This is a genomic window from bacterium, assembly GCA_019695305.1.
Lineage (GTDB): Bacteria > UBA10199 > UBA10199 > UBA10199 > JAIBAG01 > JAIBAG01.
On the sequence record JAIBAG010000022.1, the window covers coordinates 15,853 to 36,086 of the forward strand.

At 40.6% G+C, this 20,234-nt stretch carries 14 protein-coding genes; all 14 read left to right on the forward strand.

Annotated elements, in window-relative coordinates; translation table 11 throughout:
- Window positions 1-10 precede the first annotated feature (10 nt).
- Window positions 11-2,737: a [protein-PII] uridylyltransferase gene (gene glnD, locus K1X76_09855; protein MBX7149371.1), complete on the forward strand. Its 2,727-nt coding sequence runs from the start codon at window positions 11-13 to the stop codon at window positions 2,735-2,737.
- Window positions 2,738-2,745: 8 nt separating this feature from the next.
- Window positions 2,746-2,988 (forward strand): hypothetical protein, encoded by a 243-nt coding sequence (locus K1X76_09860; GenBank protein ID MBX7149372.1) that lies wholly within the window; start codon window positions 2,746-2,748, stop codon window positions 2,986-2,988.
- Window positions 2,985-4,322, forward strand: a complete 1,338-nt coding sequence (gene der, locus K1X76_09865) for a ribosome biogenesis GTPase Der (GenBank protein ID MBX7149373.1) — start codon at window positions 2,985-2,987, stop codon at window positions 4,320-4,322. The genes K1X76_09860 and der overlap by 4 nt, the downstream gene beginning before the upstream one ends.
- 934 nt (window positions 4,323-5,256) lie before the next feature.
- Window positions 5,257-5,748 carry an OmpA family protein gene (locus K1X76_09870; protein ID MBX7149374.1) on the forward strand — a complete coding sequence of 164 codons (492 nt, stop codon included), beginning with the start codon at window positions 5,257-5,259 and terminating at the stop codon, window positions 5,746-5,748.
- Between the two features lie 96 nt (window positions 5,749-5,844).
- On the forward strand, window positions 5,845-7,833 hold the full coding sequence (gene ligA / locus K1X76_09875; protein ID MBX7149375.1) for an NAD-dependent DNA ligase LigA: 1,989 nt from the start codon (window positions 5,845-5,847) through the stop codon (window positions 7,831-7,833).
- Window positions 7,834-7,897: 64 nt separating this feature from the next.
- A complete protein-coding gene (locus K1X76_09880) occupies window positions 7,898-8,587 on the forward strand; it encodes a response regulator transcription factor (GenBank protein MBX7149376.1) in 690 nt (229 codons plus the stop codon).
- The gene (locus tag K1X76_09885) at window positions 8,584-10,341 is read left to right on the forward strand and encodes a cell wall metabolism sensor histidine kinase WalK (GenBank protein MBX7149377.1); all 1,758 of its coding nucleotides are present in this window, start codon (window positions 8,584-8,586) and stop codon (window positions 10,339-10,341) included. The genes K1X76_09880 and K1X76_09885 overlap by 4 nt, the downstream gene beginning before the upstream one ends.
- 265 nt (window positions 10,342-10,606) lie before the next feature.
- Entirely contained in the window at window positions 10,607-11,773 is a 1,167-nt protein-coding gene (locus K1X76_09890; protein ID MBX7149378.1) for an OprO/OprP family phosphate-selective porin, read from the forward strand.
- Between the two features lie 83 nt (window positions 11,774-11,856).
- Window positions 11,857-12,822: a PstS family phosphate ABC transporter substrate-binding protein gene (locus K1X76_09895; GenBank protein MBX7149379.1), complete on the forward strand. Its 966-nt coding sequence runs from the start codon at window positions 11,857-11,859 to the stop codon at window positions 12,820-12,822.
- 142 nt (window positions 12,823-12,964) lie between these two features.
- The gene (locus K1X76_09900) at window positions 12,965-15,229 is read left to right on the forward strand and encodes an ABC transporter permease subunit (protein ID MBX7149380.1); all 2,265 of its coding nucleotides are present in this window, start codon (window positions 12,965-12,967) and stop codon (window positions 15,227-15,229) included.
- 17 nt (window positions 15,230-15,246) lie between these two features.
- Window positions 15,247-16,914 carry a phosphate ABC transporter permease PstA gene (pstA, locus tag K1X76_09905; GenBank protein MBX7149381.1) on the forward strand — a complete coding sequence of 556 codons (1,668 nt, stop codon included), beginning with the start codon at window positions 15,247-15,249 and terminating at the stop codon, window positions 16,912-16,914.
- Complete coding sequence (gene pstB / locus K1X76_09910) at window positions 16,895-17,668, forward strand: phosphate ABC transporter ATP-binding protein PstB (GenBank protein ID MBX7149382.1); 774 nt, start codon at window positions 16,895-16,897, stop codon at window positions 17,666-17,668. The genes pstA and pstB overlap by 20 nt, the downstream gene beginning before the upstream one ends.
- A gap of 1 nt (window position 17,669) precedes the next feature.
- Window positions 17,670-18,347, forward strand: coding sequence for a phosphate signaling complex protein PhoU (phoU, locus tag K1X76_09915; protein MBX7149383.1), 678 nt, complete (start codon window positions 17,670-17,672; stop codon window positions 18,345-18,347).
- A 143-nt stretch (window positions 18,348-18,490) separates the two neighbouring features.
- On the forward strand, window positions 18,491-20,234 hold a 1,744-nt coding region (locus tag K1X76_09920; protein MBX7149384.1), incomplete at its 3' end, for a carboxypeptidase regulatory-like domain-containing protein.

Below are 20,234 nucleotides of genomic sequence, written 5' to 3' on the forward strand. Positions count from 1 at the left end.
CCTTCATATCATGCTTTTAGAACCTCAAAACCAATCTGAAATTGAACTCCATCCTGGCGATTTTGACCGTTATATTCCCGATTTAAATTTGAATGGAGTTGACGTGAAAGAGGCGTCTCTTGCGTATTTGGAAGAATGTCGTGCCAATGTTAAAAAACTGCAAGATGCCTATTATCATTCCTTACACGTTACGGGCGCCTTGTCGCGTATGACCGATAAACTGATTATTGGTTTATTTAAAGTTATTGAAAAAGAAGTGCTGCGAAAAACCACGCATCAGGGTGATTATGCCACTCTTGTGGCAACAGGCGGTTATGGCCGTGGCGAAATGAATGTATATTCCGATATCGACCTTCTTTTTTTATACCCTAAAAATAAGGGCGCCTATATTGAAATGCTCACCGAAAAGCTGCTTTATATTTTGTGGGATTTAAAACTCGATGTTGGATATGCCACGCGTACAATAGGAGATTGTAAAAAGCTGTTTCTAGAAGATGTAACCATCATGACATCCATGCTCGATCGTCGTTATTTGGCTGGTGATAACGAGCGTTATGAAGATTTTAACCAGGAAATTTTAAATTTGGTTAAATCGGGTAGTGTTAGAAAAAAAATGGTAGAGAGTAAGGTGCGTGAACGTAAAGACCGAGTGAGTAAAAACGGCGCTTCTGTTTTTGTGCTGGAACCCAATGTAAAGGAATGTGCAGGCGGATTGCGTGATTTACAAACCTGTCAGTGGCTTTCTAAATTACTGGGTTTAGATGGTTCTTTTGCTTCGTTATCTGAAAGAGAGTATTTAACTATTGATCAAACCAATGTGTTAGGCGAGGCCCGTTCTTTTTTACTACGTATCCGCAACGAATTACATTTTTTAACCAAGCGTAAAACCGATCAGCTTACTTTTGACAGACAAGAAAATGTGGCGCGCCACATGGGTTTTGAAAATGATGATGATATCCCACTGGTAGAACGGTTTATGCAGGCTTATTACAAGTATGCTTATCAGGTATCGGCCATTACGGATACGCTTATCCGTCGTATTGAACATCGTGATAATATGGTCACAAGCCTGGTACGACGTGTTACTTCGCGTAAAATTGATGATGATTTTCGCATTGTAGATGCTCATATTGCGGCTAAAAATACCGCTGTTTTTGATGAAAATCCAAAAGCGCTCATGACGCTTTTTTATCATGTTCAAACTTTGGGGATGTCTATCCATCCCGAAACAAAAGAAGTGGTGCGGCTTAAAAGTGCCAAGCTTGATAATGCCTTTAGAACCAACCCCGATAATATTGAGGCGTTTCGCAAGTTACTCAACTCGTACAAAAATTTGGGACTTACTTTTTTTGAAATGCATGATGTTCAATTTTTAGACGAATGGATGCCCGAATTTAAAAAGCTGCGTTGCCGTGTACAGCACGATATTTATCATATTTATACCATCGACACTCATTCAATTTTTGCTGTGAATGAGCTTTCCAAGCTTGTGGCTGGAGATTATGCCGGTAAATTTGATTTTTTTCTGGAAATTTTAAAAGAAGTGCAGCAGCCAGAACTGCTTACATTGGGGCTTTTTTTACACGATATTGGTAAGGGCGAAGGCGGGAATCATTCGGTAAAGGGTGCAGAAATTGCCAAAAAAATTACCGACCGTATTAACTATAGCGACGAAGAAAAGAAGGCGATCGACTTTTTAATTACATCGCATCTTCTCATGCCTCATTTATCTCAACGCCGCGATATAGAAGACCCAGATCTAATTATTAATTTTGCGCGTTCCATGGGCACATTGGATAATCTCAACATGCTTTTTCTTCTTACCTGGGGCGATATTCGTGCCGTGGGTCCTGAAGCCTGGACTGATTGGAAGGGAACTCTCTTAGAAAAACTATATCGTAAAACGCGCGAGGTGCTTCTAAAAGGAGATTTTTCGCCGGAAAGTTCACGTTTGCATGTGAGTCAGGGAAAAGAAAGATTAAGAGAAGCTCTTTTAGTGCATTATCCTGTTTTAAAAGTGGATTATTTCTTAGACCAGATGCCGCCTCGTTATTTTGTTATTCATACGCCGGATGAGGCCATCAAGCATTTTTTACTGTTTAATGATGAGTTAAAAGATGAAGTTACAGTAAAACAAATTCCTATTAAAGAGGAAGGCGTAAACGAAATATTAATAGATTCGCTAAATTCACCTAAAGTTTTTTATTTGGTTACAGGTGTAATGCTTGCTTATTCCATCAATATTTTAAGGGCCGATATTTTTCCCACACGGGATGGACATTTACTCATTATTCTTAAAATTACCGATGAGAAAGGGGGGATGATTCACAACGATACTCTTTTTAAAGAGGTAAAATTAAGTCTGGGTGAGGTTATTAGTGGCCGTGTGAAAGTAGAAAGCCTGCTTGAAAAACGCAATATCCCCGATTATCTCAAGAAGAAACAGGTGCAAAAGGCTAAAACGAAGGTGGTGGTAGACAACGATGTATCGGCATATTCCACGGTAATCGATATTTATGCACACGACCGTTTGGGCCTTCTGTACGATATCAGTCGCACTCTTTACGATCAGGGTTGTTATGTAGAGGTTTCTAAAATTTCAACCAAAGTAGAGCAGGCAACCGATGTCTTTTATGTGAAGGATATTTTTGGACATAAAATTACATCAAAGGCCAAAATTACGGGCATTCAGAAGGCTCTTATGGCCGTTATAGAGCCCGAAATTCCGGCTAGCTAAGGGTGATTATGTTCTATCTTTTTATTGTGATAGTTGTTATAGCCACGGCTGTTTTAGCCTGGATGCGCTTTAGAGACAGGCGTTATCTTAATGCGAAAACGCGAGATATATTAAGTGAAAGTGTTAAAAAAGATATAGAGAGTGATCAGAAAGAATTTGAGGAATTGCAAAAAAAGTTTGCCGGTACCCTCACTAAACAAGCTCAGGCCAAGTATAAGGCCAGCGAAATTATAACCAAAAAAAATCCATGACTGATTTTTACGCTTCATATCGCCCCTTGGTGGCGCTCATTGGACGCCCTAATGTGGGCAAGTCGTCTTTATTTAACCGGCTGGTAGGGTACCGCAAGGCGCTGGTGTATGATGAGCCTGGGCTTACACGTGATTTACATATTGAGCGTGTAGATTGGACAGGAGTTACTTTTGGTTTAATTGATGCCGGTGGACTAGAGCTAAATAGCCCGGATAAAATTCAACAAAAAGTTACCGAAAAAGCTTTTAGTGCCCTAGAAATGGCCGATGTGGTGTTGTTTGTTCTGGATGTCAGAAGTGGTATGACGCCTGCCGATGAAGAGTGGATTAAGCTTGCGCGTAAAACCAAAAAACCAAAAATTATTGTAGTGAACAAGGTAGATACCGAATCAACCGAAGCTCTTTTTTCCGAATTTTATAAAATAGGTATTAAACCCATGATGCCCATTTCGGCCGAAACAGGGCGTGGTATTTCCGAGTTTTTAGACGAGCTGGTTTCTCAAATTAAAGCCCTTAAGCAGCCTGAACCCGAAGTTCTTCCTGAGGGTACAATCAAATTGGCGCTGGTGGGTAGGCCTAATGCGGGTAAATCCACCTTGCTTAACCGTATGCTGGGGGAAGACAGGGCCGTTACAGATGATACGCCTGGCACTACCCGTGACCCAATTTCTGCTACCCTTAAAAAAGATGACCGTATTTTTACAATTGTGGATACGGCGGGCATTAGACGGCGAGGGCGCATAGACGACAAAATTGAAAAATATTCGGTTATCAAGGCGCTGGATACTATTGAAAAAGCCGATGTGGTGCTTTTAGTAGTGGATGCGGTTTCCGGTATTGGAGAGCAGGATGCTCATATTGCCGGAGAGGCTTTAAAGCAGGGGAAAGCGCTCATTGTTCTTATTAACAAGTGGGATTTGGCTCAAAAACAAACAACCAAAGAGGAAATATTAAGTGTATTAAGCCGTAAATTTCGCTTTGCCGATTTTATTCCCTCAATTGTTATTTCGGCCCAAACAGGTTATGGACTTGATAAGCTTTTTCAAACCGTAGGGTCAGTGTATGATGAATATACTAAAAATATTTCAACCTCGGCTCTCAATAATGCCCTACATAATATTATAAAACAACATGTTATGCCTGTTTATCATGGTCATGATGTCAATTTACTGTATATTACCCAAAAAGCAGTCAAGCCTCCCACTTTTTTAGTTTTTTCCGACAGGCCCGCTCAAATTCATTTTTCTTATCGTCGTTACTTTATCAATAAACTCCGTGAAATATTCGATTTTCACCGGGTGCCACTAAAGGTTGTATTTCGCAAGAAAACATAATCCCAATAAGGCGGGATAAGTCTCTAATCAAAGAAAATTGTGCAAAAAAGGCACAATTTTCTTTGTCAGATACTAAATAAACAGTTGCCAAAGTGGAGCATCTTTTATACATACCCATCCAGTCTTTTGTTTTCCCATTTAATAATTATGTGAGGCTTCTATGAAAAAAATATATTTGCTGTTTTTTGCTTTAGTTCTTGTTTCTTCCAGTGCACAGGCTTTGAATGTGCAAACATTTCGTCCTGGTACGGGTCAGGTAGAAGGTTACACTCTTTATACTTCCGATTTACTCCCTAAAGGTCGATTTACTTATGGCTTGGGTTTAAATTACGTGGTTAACCCTCTGGAAGTAGGTAGTGCCGTTACTAACCGCGTGCGTGGCTTGGTTGATGGCGTTATGACCAGCGATATATTAGTTGGATATGGCTTAGCCGACTGGCTCAATATTAACGTAGACGTACCTGTTCATTTATATACCAATGTTGCCCCTGTATTTATTGCAAACCGTGATCAGGGTTTTGGTGGAATGGGTGATATTGTGGTAAACCTACCTATCCGTATCTGGGATGCCGAGCAAACAGCAAGTCATTTGGGTTTAGCTCTTATTCCCGAAGTAAAAATTCCCAGCGGTTATGGCACTAACTATATTGGTGATGACGGCTTAAGCGGTGGTGCTACTTTAGCTGGTGACTGGAAATTTGGCGATAATCGTTTGTATGCTAACTTAGGCACCAATTTTCGTGATAAAGAAGCTATTTCTAACTTGGGAATTAATCACGAGATGACCTACGGTGTGGGTTATCAGCGTCCTCTTTCCAAAGAACATGACTGGAACATTATTGCGGAAGTAAAAGGATCAACCAAGTACAAGGAATTTTACAGTGAAGAAATTACCACACCCGTGGAAGCCTTGGGTGTTATCCAAAAGAAATGGATGGATGAAAGTTTGGTGTTAAACGTAGGAGCTAGCCGCGGTATTACCGGTGGTTATGGTTCTCCCGATTTCCGCGGATTTACCAGCATTTCTTATTCTTTTGGCAAACATAAAAAGAAACCAGCTGCAGCTATTAAAGAAAAAGTATTGTTCCCGTTTGATCGTGATCAGTATTATCCTGAATACGATACCAATATTGATCGTATTGCCAACTACTGGAAGGCTCATAAAGATGTTTATGTGAAGCTCTCGGTTGCTGGTCATACCGATTCTAAAGGTTCCAATGCCTATAACGACAACTTGTCGATTCGTCGTGCTAAAGCAGTAGCCAAGGCCTTAGTGGCCAAAGGCGTACCTAGCGACAAAATCATTGTTTCCACTTTTGGTGAAAACGAACCCGTTGCTCCTAATGAAACAACGGATGGAAAAGATAATCCAGACGGTCGTCAGCAAAACCGTCGTGTGGAAATTACTCTTCTTAAAAAAGAGTAAGCTTTTAATGTATTGAAATAAAAAAGGCGCCCCAATGGGCGCCTTTTTTATTTGTATCTGATTGATTTGAAGCTTTTGTTATGCCAATAACAATTTATGTTTCCCACTATCATCAAGCGTCTGGAAGAACTACGTCACCAAATATCCCAGCATGATTATTCCTATTACGTACTGGATAAACCTTCCATTGCCGATGCTGAGTACGACAAACTTTATAAAGAATTAAAAGCCCTCGAGGAAGCGCATCCTCAATTTGTTACGCCCGATTCACCTACACAGCGTGTTGCTGGAAAACCACTAGAAGGCTTTAAAAAATTTCATCATAAAGTCCCACTTTTAAGTTTGGATTCTTTGTTTGAAATATCCGAGGTGGAAGCCTTTGAAGCCCGGATGAAAAAAGAGAGCGAACGAGAATCGATTACATACCTGGCTGAACCCAAATTTGATGGCTTGTCGCTAGAGATTATTTACGAAAAGGGAATTTTTAAAAATGCCGGAACAAGAGGCGATGGAGAGTGGGGTGAAGATGTTACCGAGAACGTGAAAACTATTCGTTCTATACCACTTAAAATTAACGATAAAAATCCTCCAGATATACTTTCAGTAAAAGCAGAAGTTTTGCTTCCTATTCAGGGTTTTGAAAAACTCAATAAAAAATTAGTAGAGGAGGGCGACGAACCCTTTGCTAATCCTCGTAATGCGGCAAGCGGATCGCTTCGCCAGCTTGATTCATCGCTCACAGCCTCGCGTCCACTCGATGCTTATTTTTACGATATTATCCATACAACGGGAACTTTGCCTAAAACTCAAAGTGGTACCATTCAAGCTCTCAAGAACTGGGGTTTTAAAGTAACCGATTTAGTGCGTACTTGTGCGTCGCTTGATGAAGTAAAAGAATTTCATAAAGAGTTGGATGAAAAGCGGGATGATTTGGATTTTGAAATTGATGGTATTGTGGTGAAGGTAGACGATATCGCTCTTCAAAAACATTTGGGCTATAAAAGCCGTTCACCCCGTTTTGCTTTTGCGTATAAATTTGAACCTCGTCAAAGTGTCACAGAGCTTTTTGATATTGTACTCCAGGTAGGACGTCAGGGAACCTTAACGCCCGTAGCTCTTCTTAAACCGGTAGATGTGGGTGGGGTGACGGTTTCTCGCGCTTCTCTTCATAATCTGGATATTATCAATAAGTTGGGAGTACGCGCTGGTGATACGGTTAAGGTAGCACGAGCCGGAGATGTGATTCCTGAAGTGGTAGAGGTATTAAAAAGAAAAAATCCTGATGCCCCTGTTTTTACAATGCCCTCAGTATGCCCAGTGTGTGCATCGAAAGTAACACAAGAAGGCGCCTTTTATTTGTGTAGCGGTGGTTACACATGCTTGGCGCAGCTTAAATGGTCCATCATTCATTATGCTTCTAAAAATGCGATGGACATTGAAGGGCTAGGTAAAGAAACAGTCGATTTATTGGTAAGACAAAAAATGGTTGAATCGGCGGCGGATCTTTATCTCCTTACAAAAGAACAATTGCTTACCCTTGAAGGATTTAAAGATAAAAAAGCAGATAATCTTCTTGCCGGTATTGCCGAGAGCAAGAGGCGTTCTTTAAACCGTTTTATCTATGCTTTAGGTATACGGAATGTGGGTGAGGAGACGGCATCTCTTTTAGCTGAAAATTTTGGAACAATAGATAAATTGTCAGGTGCTTCTTTAGAGGAGATCCAAAATATTAGCGGTATTGGCCCTATTGTGGCTCAGAACATTGTTGATTTTTTAGCAACGCCGCGTAACAAAAAATTGATACAGCTCTTTTTTGAGCGTGGAGTCATGCCGTTTTACGAATCAAAAATAAAATCCCGCACCCTCGAGGGGCAAACTTTTGTGCTGACAGGTGAATTACAAGGGTTCTCCCGTAATGATGCTAAAAAGGAAATTGAAGCTCGTGGTGGTAAGGTGACAGGCTCGGTGAGCAAGAAAACCCACTATGTGGTGGTGGGAGAAAACCCCGGTTCCAAGTATACGGACGCGCAAAAATTGGGGGTAAAAACGCTGGATGAGGCCGAATTTAAGGCTATACTTTTGTGAACTTCTTAGTAATTTAACGAAATTGACACACAGATGTCACCTTGAGTAACTATCTAGGAAAACCATGAAAATACTGATTATTGAAGATGACAAAGATATTGCCGAGATGCTCGAATATAATTTCAAGCAGGAACATTTTGAAGTAGCTGCTATAGGCAGCGGGCTTGAGGGCCTAAAGAAAGCTAAAAAGTGGCTTCCTGATCTCATTATATTAGACCTTATGCTTCCTGATATGGGAGGTATTAATGTGTGCCGGGTTTTAAAGAGTGAGGAAGATACTCAAAATATCCCGGTGATTATTCTTACGGCTAAAGGCGAAGAGATTGATAAAGTAGTGGGTTTTGAAGTGGGTGCTGAAGACTACATGACCAAGCCCTTTAGCCCACGTGAGCTGATGTTGCGGTCGAAAGCCTTGTTAAGACGTGTTAAAAAGAAAAAGGTTCCTCTCAATTCTTCTGTAACTTATTCCTTTGGTAACCTTAAGGTCGATCCTGATAAATTTGAAGTTTTGGTTGGTAAAACAGATGTTAAACTGACCGCTGTTGAATTTAGGCTTCTTGAGTTTTTACTGGCAAACAAGGGGCGTGTGGCCACCCGTGATGTTTTGCTCGATAAAGTTTGGGGCTATGATGCCGAACTGACTACACGCACGGTAGATACCCATATTAAACGTTTGCGCCAAAAACTTCTTTCTGCTGGAGATTATATTGAAACCATCCGTGGGGTAGGCTATAAGTTTAAAGAGAAACCGTGAAACTTAAAATTCACACTAAACTCTTTTTGGCCTTTGTTCTTGTAATCCTCACAAGTCTTTTGTTGTTTGGTATCTTCGTTTCTCCTCGTTTTAAGCAACTTATTATTAATCAGGAAAAAGAAAGTCTTTTAGAAGAGTTGAATTTAATTAATTCGCTCATTAAGGATATCCCTCCAGAAAATTGGAATGAAAGTTTTATGGATGCCTGGGTTGATAAAATGGCTTTCAATATGAAAGCAAGACTCACGGTTGTTGATAAGGAAGGGAGAGTTATTGGCGATAGTTTTGTTGATACAGATAAACTTTCTGCGCTTGAAAATCATATTTTACGTCCCGAAATAAAAGAATCACTTTCCATGCCCTATGGTTTTTCGATGCGTTATTCCGAAACTGCAAAAATGAATATGTTGTATGTGGCTCTTAAAACTGACCATGGCTATATTCGTCTTGCTCGCTCTATGGATAGTGTTGATGAAACGCTCCTTCAAATGAAGGGGATGGTTCTATTTTCTTACTGTGTATCCTTTGTTTTAGTGGGTATTCTGGCATTTTTTCTTTCGCGATCCATGAGTTCTCTTCTTAAAAATATGACGCGTGTGTCGCGTCAGATTTCAAAAGGTGATTTTACCGAACGGCTTATAAAAACAAACGATGATGAATTGGGAGAAATGATAGATTCTATCAACGAAATGGCCCGCCGTTTGGATGAACAAAAGCATTCTATTTCAGCAGAAAAAAATCGTCTTTTAACTGTACTGAATGCCATGATGGAAGGGGTGGTGGTGGTAGACACAGCAAAAAGAATTTTACTGATGAACCCGGCTGGTATCCGGATGCTTGGTGCCCCCGAAAACTATCACAATAAAAGTCTTATTGAATCTATCCGTTATCCTGTTTTGGAAGGCCTTATAGATAAAACTTTAGTTTCGGGTAATTATCATCAGGAAGAAGTAAATTTAACCATTCATAAAAGAGATTATGTGTTTGTTGTGCATGTATCTCCCTTGCTTGCCGATAATGAACAACCGGGCGTTGTGATGGTTCTTTACGATGTATCGGAACATCAAAAACTGGAAAATATGAGACGCGAATTTGTGGCCAATGTATCACACGAACTTAAAACCCCGCTTACCAGTATTTTAGGCTATGCTGAAACTTTGCAGGATGGGGCTCATCAAGATGAAAAAACCCGCCTGTCATTCATGGATAAAATTGTCCGCAATGCCAATCATCTTAAAGAATTGGTGGATGATATTTTGGAATTATCCCGAATTGAATCGGGCAAAGACGAATACCATATACAAAAAATTGAACTTAAAAAATTTATGGAAGATTTGCTGCAACTATATAAGGAAAAAGCGGCGCAGCGTAAAATTACTTTTAAGCTTTCCCTGGATAATACTGTTTCTCACCTTCACACCGATCCTCAAAGTTTACGCCAGATTTTGGGTAACCTTATTGATAATGGGATCAAGTATAACCGCGAAGAGGGCTCTTTAACAATTACAAGCCATCAAAAAGATGGTTATATTGAAATCGGGGTCAGCGATACTGGTATGGGTATTCCCAAGGAGGATGCCGAGCGGGTTTTTGAGCGTTTCTTTAGGGTAGATAAGGCTAGAAGCCGTCAGATTGAAGGAACGGGCCTGGGGCTTTCCATTGTAAAACACCTGGTTACCCGTCTTGGGGGGAGCGTAGGGGTTGATAGTGTTATTTCCCAAGGAACACGTTTTTACTTTACCCTCCCTTTGTGAACTTCTTCAGGTAGTGTCACAAACTTGTCACAAAGATGTCATCTTAAATTCTCCTCTTCATTCTATTTCGTCACACAAGTTAAACGGAAAATTCGCCACCGAATCCTGTTTAATTTTACGGCCAGGGGGCCGTAAAACCTAATTGACAAGAAAAGCCTGAATCTGTCGACAGATGGAATCTTATCCCGCTCCGCCCTCCGGGCTTCGGGGATAAGAGCCTGTAACATCTACCTGCGGCAGACGAACAGGCTCTAAGGAGAATGAAATGAAACAAACATTAAAAATGTTAGTCTTGCTGGTATTACTGGCAGGCATCGCAGGTAAGGCCCATGCCAATGGCACTCCACCGGCCTGCGATAAAGTAGGGTATGACAAGGGATTTTATTTAAAAACCTGTGACGGTGAATTTAAATTGAAATTCAACGTTCACTTACAACCTCAATATCAATTCTTATCCATCGAAGGCGGGGAAGATACCAATACTTTTCAAATCAGACGTGCTCGTTTGATTTTTAGCGGTAATGCCTTCACGGAAGATTTGACCTATAAGTTTCAATATGAAGCTATTGGTGGTCGGGATAACGCGGTAAAAGACAATGACGCTTTTGTGAACAGCTTACGCGATGCTTACTTAAACTATAAATATAACGAACAGCTTAACATCATGGTAGGGCAGGCTAAACCCCTCTTTAACCGTGAAGAGTTAACCAGTGATACCGAACAGCAGTTTATCGGTTACACCATTGCCAACGAAGTGTTCACCCACGAACGTGATATGGGTGTGTGGATTCACGGTAAGGCTTTTGAAAAGAAATTGGAATACGGCGTATTCATGACCAACGAAGGTTTAAACCGCAATAAAACCAATCAGAACAACGATTTCCTGTTTGGTGGCCGTGTGGTGTATAACATCTTAGGTAATCATGGTTACACCTTTGGTGCGGTAAAACACCCCGAAGATCACCAGTTAGCCGTGGGCGCTGCTGTTGATTACAATGCAGCCGATTCAAACGGTGGTGGCGATAAAATTATCGCAACAACCGGTGATATTGCGTACATGTATAAAAACTTTTCGGCATTTGGAGCTGGCTACTTTGCTCGTGACACAGACGCTGATGCCACCCTTTTGGGATTTAGTGGTCAAGCAGGCTACTTCATTATCCCTGAAAAATTTGAAGTGGTGGGCCGTTTTGCCGGTGTTATTCCTAAAGCCACAGGCGTGACCAATGGTTACGAAGCTGGCGGTGCCGTCAATTATTATTTTAGAGGCCATAACTTAAAGCTTACTGCTGACTATGGTATGTTGATCAATAGCGCGTTAGTACATAATGGTACTAATCAAGCTAAATCGATGTTTACCAGTTTTAATCCCGGTTTCCACCAGGATCAGACTGATCATCGGGTACGTGCGCAGTTACAGTTGTTCTTTTAATGCTTAAATAGTATTGAAGACAGAACACGGAAGATTAAAATCTTCCGTGTTCTGTTAAACTTTTAATAACTACCGAGGTAACTATGATAAAAAATAATCTTAAAGCAGCGTGTCTGGTTCTGGGATTAACCCTTGCGGGGGGTGTTCAAGCCGAGACTTCTTCTGTGGATGCTGCTATTGCTCCTTACGCCAGTGTATCGGGTGTTTCGGGCAATTTAAACAGTGTTGGTTCTGACTCGCTCAATAATCTTATGACTTTTTGGGCCGAAGGCTTTAAAGCCGTTTATCCCAATGTGAATATTCAAATTGAAGGAAAGGGTTCTTCTACTGCTCCCCCTGCTTTAATTGAAGGGACTTCCCAATTAGGACCCATGAGCCGCGAAATGAAATCCACCGAAATGGATCAATTTTCCAATAAGTTTGGTTATAAGCCAACCGAGATTAAGGTGGCTGTGGATTCTTTAGGTGTTTTTGTTAATAAAGATAATCCGATCGAATGTTTAACCTTAACCCAGGTTGATTCCATTTTTTCGTCTACCTATAAAAGAGGTGGACAACCTGCCGAAAAATGGGGTGATGTAGGTGCGACCGGCGTTTGGAAAGATAAGCCTATTTCTCTTTATGGCCGTAACTCTGCTTCGGGTACCTACGGTTACTTTAAAGAACATGTTTTAAGCAAAGGCGATTATAAGCCAACCGTTAAAGAACAACCGGGCTCTTCCTCCGTTGTGCAAGGTGTAGCCAGCGACTTGGGTGGCATTGGTTACTCGGGCATTGGTTATAAAACTTCTGATGTAAAGGCCATTAAAATTGATGCCGGTAAAGGTTGTGTAGAGCCTAGCAGCACCACAGCTTTAAATGGCAGCTATGGAATCTCTCGTTTCTTGTATGTTTACTTCAACAAGAAACCTACAGGTTCAATGGATGTGTTAATAAAAGAATTCTTAAAATACACCTTGTCTAAACAAGGGCAGGAAATCACCATAAAAGATGGTTATTATGCTTTGCCGGCTTCCATTGTAGAAAAAGAAATGACCAAGCTTAAATAAGCTTGTTTTTCTCCTTTTATTTAGTTCCCACGGGCCTTATAAAGGCCCGTGGGAATTTGCTTTTTACCCCTACTTTTGCAGCTAACATGAAATGAATTTTTTTCTTGGATATTTCGGTTTTATGGCTAAAAAGGGTATAACTATGCAACAAAACCGATTCACCCCCTCTAAAAAAGTTATCTTAATTGATCGGTTCATGTCGCATTTTATCAAAGTGGGTGGTTTAGGCCTTATTGCCGCCGTTCTTGGAATTTTTCTTTTTATTTTTTTCCAGATTTTACCTCTTTTTAAAGGCGCATCTATTAAGCGTTTATATTCTTATACTCTTCCTCAAGCCTCTTACACAACACTGGGTGCCGACGAATGGGGAGAAAAGCCTTTTTTATTGGTGGGGCTAAATAAAATTCTATTTTTAGATAGCGAGACAGGAAAGGTTACTTCAAAGGTTTTGGCCCCCGAAGGCTTTACAGGTAATATTATTAAAACTTCTTACGATAATGAGAGTCAGTCGTTTTTACATCTTACTTCCACTGGCGAGTTTTTTATTAGTAAAATTATCTACGAAGCCCAATACAACGGTGAAAAACGCAGTATTATAAGTAGTGTTGACTATTCTGCGCTTTATCCCATGGGAGGAATTTTAAGTCAGGATATTGTCGATTTGTCTTTTGGTTGGAGTAGCGATGAGCCCACCGTGGCTTTTATATCTAAACAAAATGGTTCTATTAGTGTTGAAACTGTTAATTTAAGCCGCTCACAAAGTCTTATGTCGGAGGGTGAGCTTGAAGTGGCTTCGCATGATAATTTAACGGCAAATCTTGAAGGAACACCCGATAAAATTAGGCTTAGCGCTACAGGTGATATTTTGGTGATTCTTACAAAAGAGGGGCATGTTTTTTATTTTCAGAAAAATGATCATTCCTTTTCACTTATCCAAAAATTTGTTCCGTTTGAAAATCAAAGTCAGCGTGCCGTGAGTTCGATGGAATTTATTTTAGGAGGTGTTTCATTGTCATTTGTATCTGAAGATGGCTCTCATGTAATCTATTCTCTTTTAATTCCCAAAGGAGAAAATAAGCGCCTTTTTGTGCAAACCAAAAATTTTGATAAGCTACCATCGTTGTTTACTTCTTTTTCTAAAAGTTTGCGTAATAAAGCACTTTTGTTATCGGGGGAGCATCATCTCTCGCTTCGTTACGCAACAACTGAACAGATTAGGCTTGAAAAATATATTCCTGACAGAAAAGTAAAAATAGCTTCATTATCCACTAAATATGACAAACTTCTGATGCTAGATGATAAAAGTGTGTTAACGGTGTACCGCCTAAAAGATCCTCATCCTGAAGGTGGATGGAGAGCATTTTTTGGAAAAATATGGTACGAAGGAGCCAACGAACCTGGATATACGTGGCAATCTTCGGGAGGTAGTGATTCGTTTGAAGCAAAGCTTTCGTTAGTACCTTTAATTGTGGGTACTTTAAAAGGGACTTTTTATGCGCTTCTTTTTGCCGTTCCCATTGCGCTTTTGGCTGCCGTTTATACCTCCGAATTTCTACATCCCCGTTTTAGAGCATTTATAAAACCCACTCTTGAAATTATGGCCTCACTTCCATCTGTTATTTTGGGCTTTTTGGCTGCCTTGTGGTTAGCGCCCCTTGTAGAAGCGAGGGTGCCGTCGCTTGTGATGGTGGTTTTATTGTTACCTTTTATTGCCATGGGCTGGGGATATTTTTGGTCTAAACTGCCTGTTGAAAAAAGATCGTGGCTTAAACAAGGAAATGAAGTTTTTCTGTTAATCCCGGTCGTGATTATAGGTGGTATTATTGCGTGGAATTTGGGCCCTGTTTTAGAACATCTTATTTTTTATGTACACGATGCCCACACCGGAGAAAAAATAGCCGATTTTAGAAAATGGTGGGTAGAGGTTACAGGCCTTACTTTTGAGCAGCGTAATAGCCTTGTTGTTGGTTTTATTATGGGCTTTGCGGTTATTCCGCTTATTTTTACGATTACCGACGATTCTTTAAGTAATGTGCCGCGTTCACTGCGTTCTGCTTCTCTGGCATGCGGTGCAAGCCGTTGGCAAACGGCCTGGAAAGTTGTGCTGCCTGCAGCTTCGGCAGGAATTTTTTCGGCCATTATGATTGGTTTTGGACGGGCTGTGGGTGAAACCATGATTGTGCTTATGGCCACAGGCAATACACCCATTATGGATTGGAATATTTTTTCGGGCATGCGGACTCTATCGGCTAATTTAGCTGTAGAACTACCCGAAGCGCCTTTTCAGGGTACTTTGTATCGTACCTTATATTTAGGAGCCTTTGTTTTGTTTATAATGACTTTTGTGGTGAACACAATTGCCGATGTGATGCGGCAAATTATTAGAAAAAAGTATAAAATGCTTTAATTTTTTTAATAGCGCGTATGGTTGATAGTAAAAAATTAAAATCAATTCGATCACCGGGTGAGCCTCTGGTTTGGTTTACAGGGCTTGGTCTTGTAGTGGGTATTGTGATGGTGACGCTTCTTTTGGCTCTTGTTTTTGTAAAAGGCATGCAATCGTTTTGGCCACGTGATGTTGTGGTAGCTACTCTTAAGGAAGGATCAAGTTTTCGGTCTGGTAATATTATTGGTGGCGAAATTACGCGTGATCGTGAAAAACGAATTCAAACTGAAGGTGTAGAAAAGCCCGAAAAAGAAATTCAATTTTATACGGGCAATAAAGATACTTATGGTGAAAGTTTTGTTTATATCGATCAAAACGATATTGTAAAAAAGGAAAAACCGGCAGGAATTATCAAAATAGAACGTCTGGAATATGGGAATGCTTTGGGCTATCCTCAAAAAATTAATTTAATAAACGGCGATGAAATTTTGGTGTCGGCGCAAAATTTTGAAGATAAATTATCGGATCTTACCGATGAAGTAAATGACCGTTGGGATGAAATCCGTGATATTGAAAAAATTAAGATTGGTGCCATCAATACTGAACTAGAGAAAATCCGTTCTAAAAAGAAGGTTGTTGAAGAAAAGGCAGCCAGTAATCCGGAAGTGCTATTTAAAATAAAAGATTTTGAAAAAAATGAGCTTGAACTCAATGCCGATTATAAAAAGTTGGCTGATAAGGCCCGTGAATTACGTGCCAAACAAAACGAAAACAAACTTACAATAAAACTTGTTTCGGGAGAGTCTGTTAGTTTAAACATGGGGCAGGTTTTGCATTACTACTATCCTAATCAATTAGGTATTTTTTCCAAAGGTATCCTGTTTGTTCAAAATGGCTGGCATTTTTTAACCGAAGACCCGCGTGAGGCCAATACCGAAGGCGGTATCTTTCCGGCTCTCTTTGGAACTTTTGTGATGACGCTCCTCATGTGTATTTTTACAACACCCTTTGGAGTGATGGCGGCTATTTATCTTAAAGAATATGCCAAACAGGGCTTCTTTTTACGTTTGGTTAGAATTGCTGTTAATAATCTGGCCGGTGTACCGTCTATTGTATTTGGTGTTTTTGGGTTGGGCTTTTTTGTGTATACGGTGGGATCTTCTATTGATGAATTGTTTTTTTGGGAAAAACTGCCAACACCCACTTTTGGAACTGGTGGTATGTTGTGGTCGTCTTTAACACTTGCTCTATTAACATTGCCAGTTGTTATTGTTGCTACCGAGGAAGCCTTATCGGGTGTGGGACAGCCATTACGTGAAGCGAGCTTTGGTTGCGGGGCTTCTAAGTGGCAAACGATTGCACGCGTTATTTTGCCGGCATCGGCCCCTGGTATTTTAACAGGGATGATTTTAGCAATGGCCCGTGGGGCAGGTGAGGTTGCTCCTCTTATGCTTGTGGGGGTAGTAAAACTTGCACCTACATTACCCATCAACGGTATTTTCCCCTATTTTCATTTCGATCAAAAATTTATGCATTTGGGTTTTCATATCTACGATTTGGGTTTTCAATCTCCCGATTCCGAGGCGGTACAGCCCATGGTGTTTGCAACTACACTTTTTTTAATTGCCACCGTTGTCTGTTTAAATATCGGGGCCATTTATATTCGTGAAAAGTTACGGAGGAAATATGCCAGCAGTGCCTTCTAATGAACCAATTTTAAACGTGATTGATTTTTCGTTTTCTTACGGCGACAAAGTGACCCTAAAAAATATAACCATGCAGATTGGGGCGCGCAAAGTGACGGCTTTAATTGGTCCTTCGGGTTGCGGCAAATCAACGCTTTTGCGCAGTATTAACCGCATGAATGATTTAGTAGATGGCACAAGTCACGACGGCGATATCCATTTTCATGGTCAAAGTATTTTTAATCCTAATCTCGATGTCATTTCTCTGCGTCGTCGAATTGGGATGGTGTTTCAAAAATCTAACCCTTTCCCCAAATCAATTTATGAAAATGTAGTATTTGGACTAAGAATAGCCGGTGAAAAGAGAAAAGATTTTTTAGATGAAACCGTTGAAAAAAGTTTAAGAGCAGCGGCTTTATGGGATGAAGTAAAAGATCGCTTAAACGATAATGCTTTGGGCTTATCGGGTGGTCAGATGCAGCGTTTATGTATTGCGCGTGCTATTGCCAACCAGCCCGAAATTGTTTTAATGGACGAGCCATGCTCGGCATTAGACCCTATTGCAACAGCCAAAATTGAAGCGTTGATTCATGATTTAAAAAAGGATTATACTATCATCATTGTTACTCACAGCATGCAACAGGCAGCACGCGTTTCGGATAGAACGGCCTTTTTACTCTTGGGTGAACTGATCGAATATAACGATACCGGAAAACTTTTTACTAACCCTCAGGAAAAGAAAACTGAGGAATACATCACAGGGAGGTTTGGATAATATGGACCATACCGATAAACAATACGAAAAAGATTTGCAGCATTTAAAAGAACTTATTCTTCGCATGGGAAGCTTGGTAGAGGAAATGCTTCGGGACGATATGAAGGCTCTTGAGAAGCGGGATTCTACTTATTGCGATGCCGTAAAAGTGCGTGAATCCAACGTAAATCAAATTGAAATTGATATCAATGAAGCGTGTCTTAAGCTTTTAGCTCTGCACCAGCCGGCAGCGTCTGATTTACGTTTTATTACCATTGGTTTCCGCATTGCTTCCGATTTGGAACGCATGGGTGATTTGGCCGAGAGTATTGCCAAGCACATCCGTTATTTAAATCAGGATAATCCTCTCGATGTTTTGGGCGATTTCCCGGCTATGGCCGATGATACCCTTAAAATGGTGAAGCTGGCTTTGGATGCTTTTGTAAACCGCGATACCGATGCAGCTGTTGATGTTTGTAAAATGGATGACACGGTAGATAAAAAGAAGTGGAGCGTTCAGGAAAAAATTATCGATAAAATGAAAAGTGACCCTGAAAGTATTGTACGCGGTACACGCTGCATGCAAATTGCCCGTCACTTAGAACGCATTGCCGATCACGCTACTAACATTGCCGAAGAAATTATCTTTATGGTGAAGGGCGTAGATATTAGGCATATGGGTAAAAGAAGTCCCATTTGATTTTTTGGATAATTTTATATCCAGCATTTTGTCTTTTTAACGCGCTGCCTCCCAATTATTTTTGATAGTTCTCGTATTTTATTTGTGTTCTTAAAAAACATTCACTACAAAATAAGCAAAGGGGGAAATGTATTGGAGGTAGCATGCGTCATTTATGGATTTTGTTTCTCGCTTTTCTTTTCCCCAATCTTCTTTTTGCTTCACCTCTTATTTATTCTACAAACGGTACCTGGCTTAAAAAGAATGTTCATGTTGTAGATGGAAGCCTCAGTTCCTCCGGTGATATTATTGTTGGGGCATTTAATACAGTCGACGAGCATCTTCTTGCTAATAACGATGTTTTAATCCAGCGCGAATCTCATATTTTGGGTAATGTTGAATACGATGGAACGCTTATTGTAAAGCCCGCTGTCATTATTGATGGAGCGCGTATTAATCCGGCATCGGGTGATTTTGCGCAAAATATCCCCACGCAAACTTATCAAGCGGGTGGCACATCGTTTACTGTTGCTGCAGGCCTTACGCAAAATCTTTCGCCCGGTTCATACACCGATGTTTTGGTTCAAAAAAATGGACAGCTTCATTTAACAGGTGGAACTTATCATATCAATCGTTTGCGGCTTAATACCGGGGCTCGTTTAATTATTGATGCCGAAAGCACTCTTATTATCGGCGATACGTTTCAGTTTTTACAAAACTCGCGCGTTATTTTGGCCCCGTCCGTTTTACCCCATCAATTTGTTATTTATCAAACACGCACACGAGACCCTTACTTTAATTACACCAGTATTAATCAGGCCATTAATTATTTAAACCAGTTGGTGCTGACAAATTATAGTTATCTTGGGAATAATGTAATTTTTAAAGGAACCATTTTTTCTGCGTATGATCTTATTGCACTCAATTCCGGTGTTCAGTTTGAAGGACATATAGAAGCTCAAGAAGTAATTGTGGGAGCAAACAGTACTTTAACTTATGCCGAACCACCTTGTATTCCGGCCGATGAAATCTGCGGCGATGGGATTGATCAGGATTGTAATGGCAGTGATTTAGCGTGCCCACCGGCAGATAGTGATGGGGATGGTTTTTCGCCCAACGATGGCGATTGTGATGATGCCAATAGTGAAATTTATCCCGGTGCCAGTGAAGTGTGTGATGAGCTGGATAATGATTGTGATGCGCAGATTGATGAAGATGCGGTGGATGCTTCTTACTTTTATGTAGACGGCGATCAGGATGGCTATGGAGATGATTTACAAGTAGTAAGCGCGTGTAACGCGCCAGCAGGGACAGTTTTAAATGGGGATGATTGCAATGATTATGACGCTCAAATCAACCCTCTTGTTTTAGAAAACTGTGATGCTGTTGATAATAATTGTGATGGGAATGTGGATGAGGGCGTCGAAAGATGTGTTGAAGGTGTGGTTGTTCCTCCAGAACCCGAAGAGGTAGCGCCTCCATTAGAAGAAACAATTCCTGTTTCTGCCGTTGAAGAAACTGAATTTTTATACACCGGCACCAATCCTATCCAAACCGATGTGGCTGTAGAAACAATTGATCCTTCCTTGGTGAGTGTAGTGCGCGGTAAGGTTTTAGATGCCCAAGGTAATCCACTTGCCGGAGTCACAGTAACCATTCATGAAAAACCAGAGTTTGGCAGTACACTAAGCCGCTTAAGCGGCCAATTTGATTTGGCCTTAAATGGCGGTGGTTGGATAGTAGTTAATTTTAATAAAGATGGTTATTTGCCTGTACAGCGTAAAATTCAGGTGACCTGGCGCGATATAGCAACACTTCCCGATGTGATGATGATGGAAGTTGATCCGCATATGAGTGTTGTTGACTTAAGCTCTTTAACTGAAACATTTGTTTTTCAGAGTGAACCTA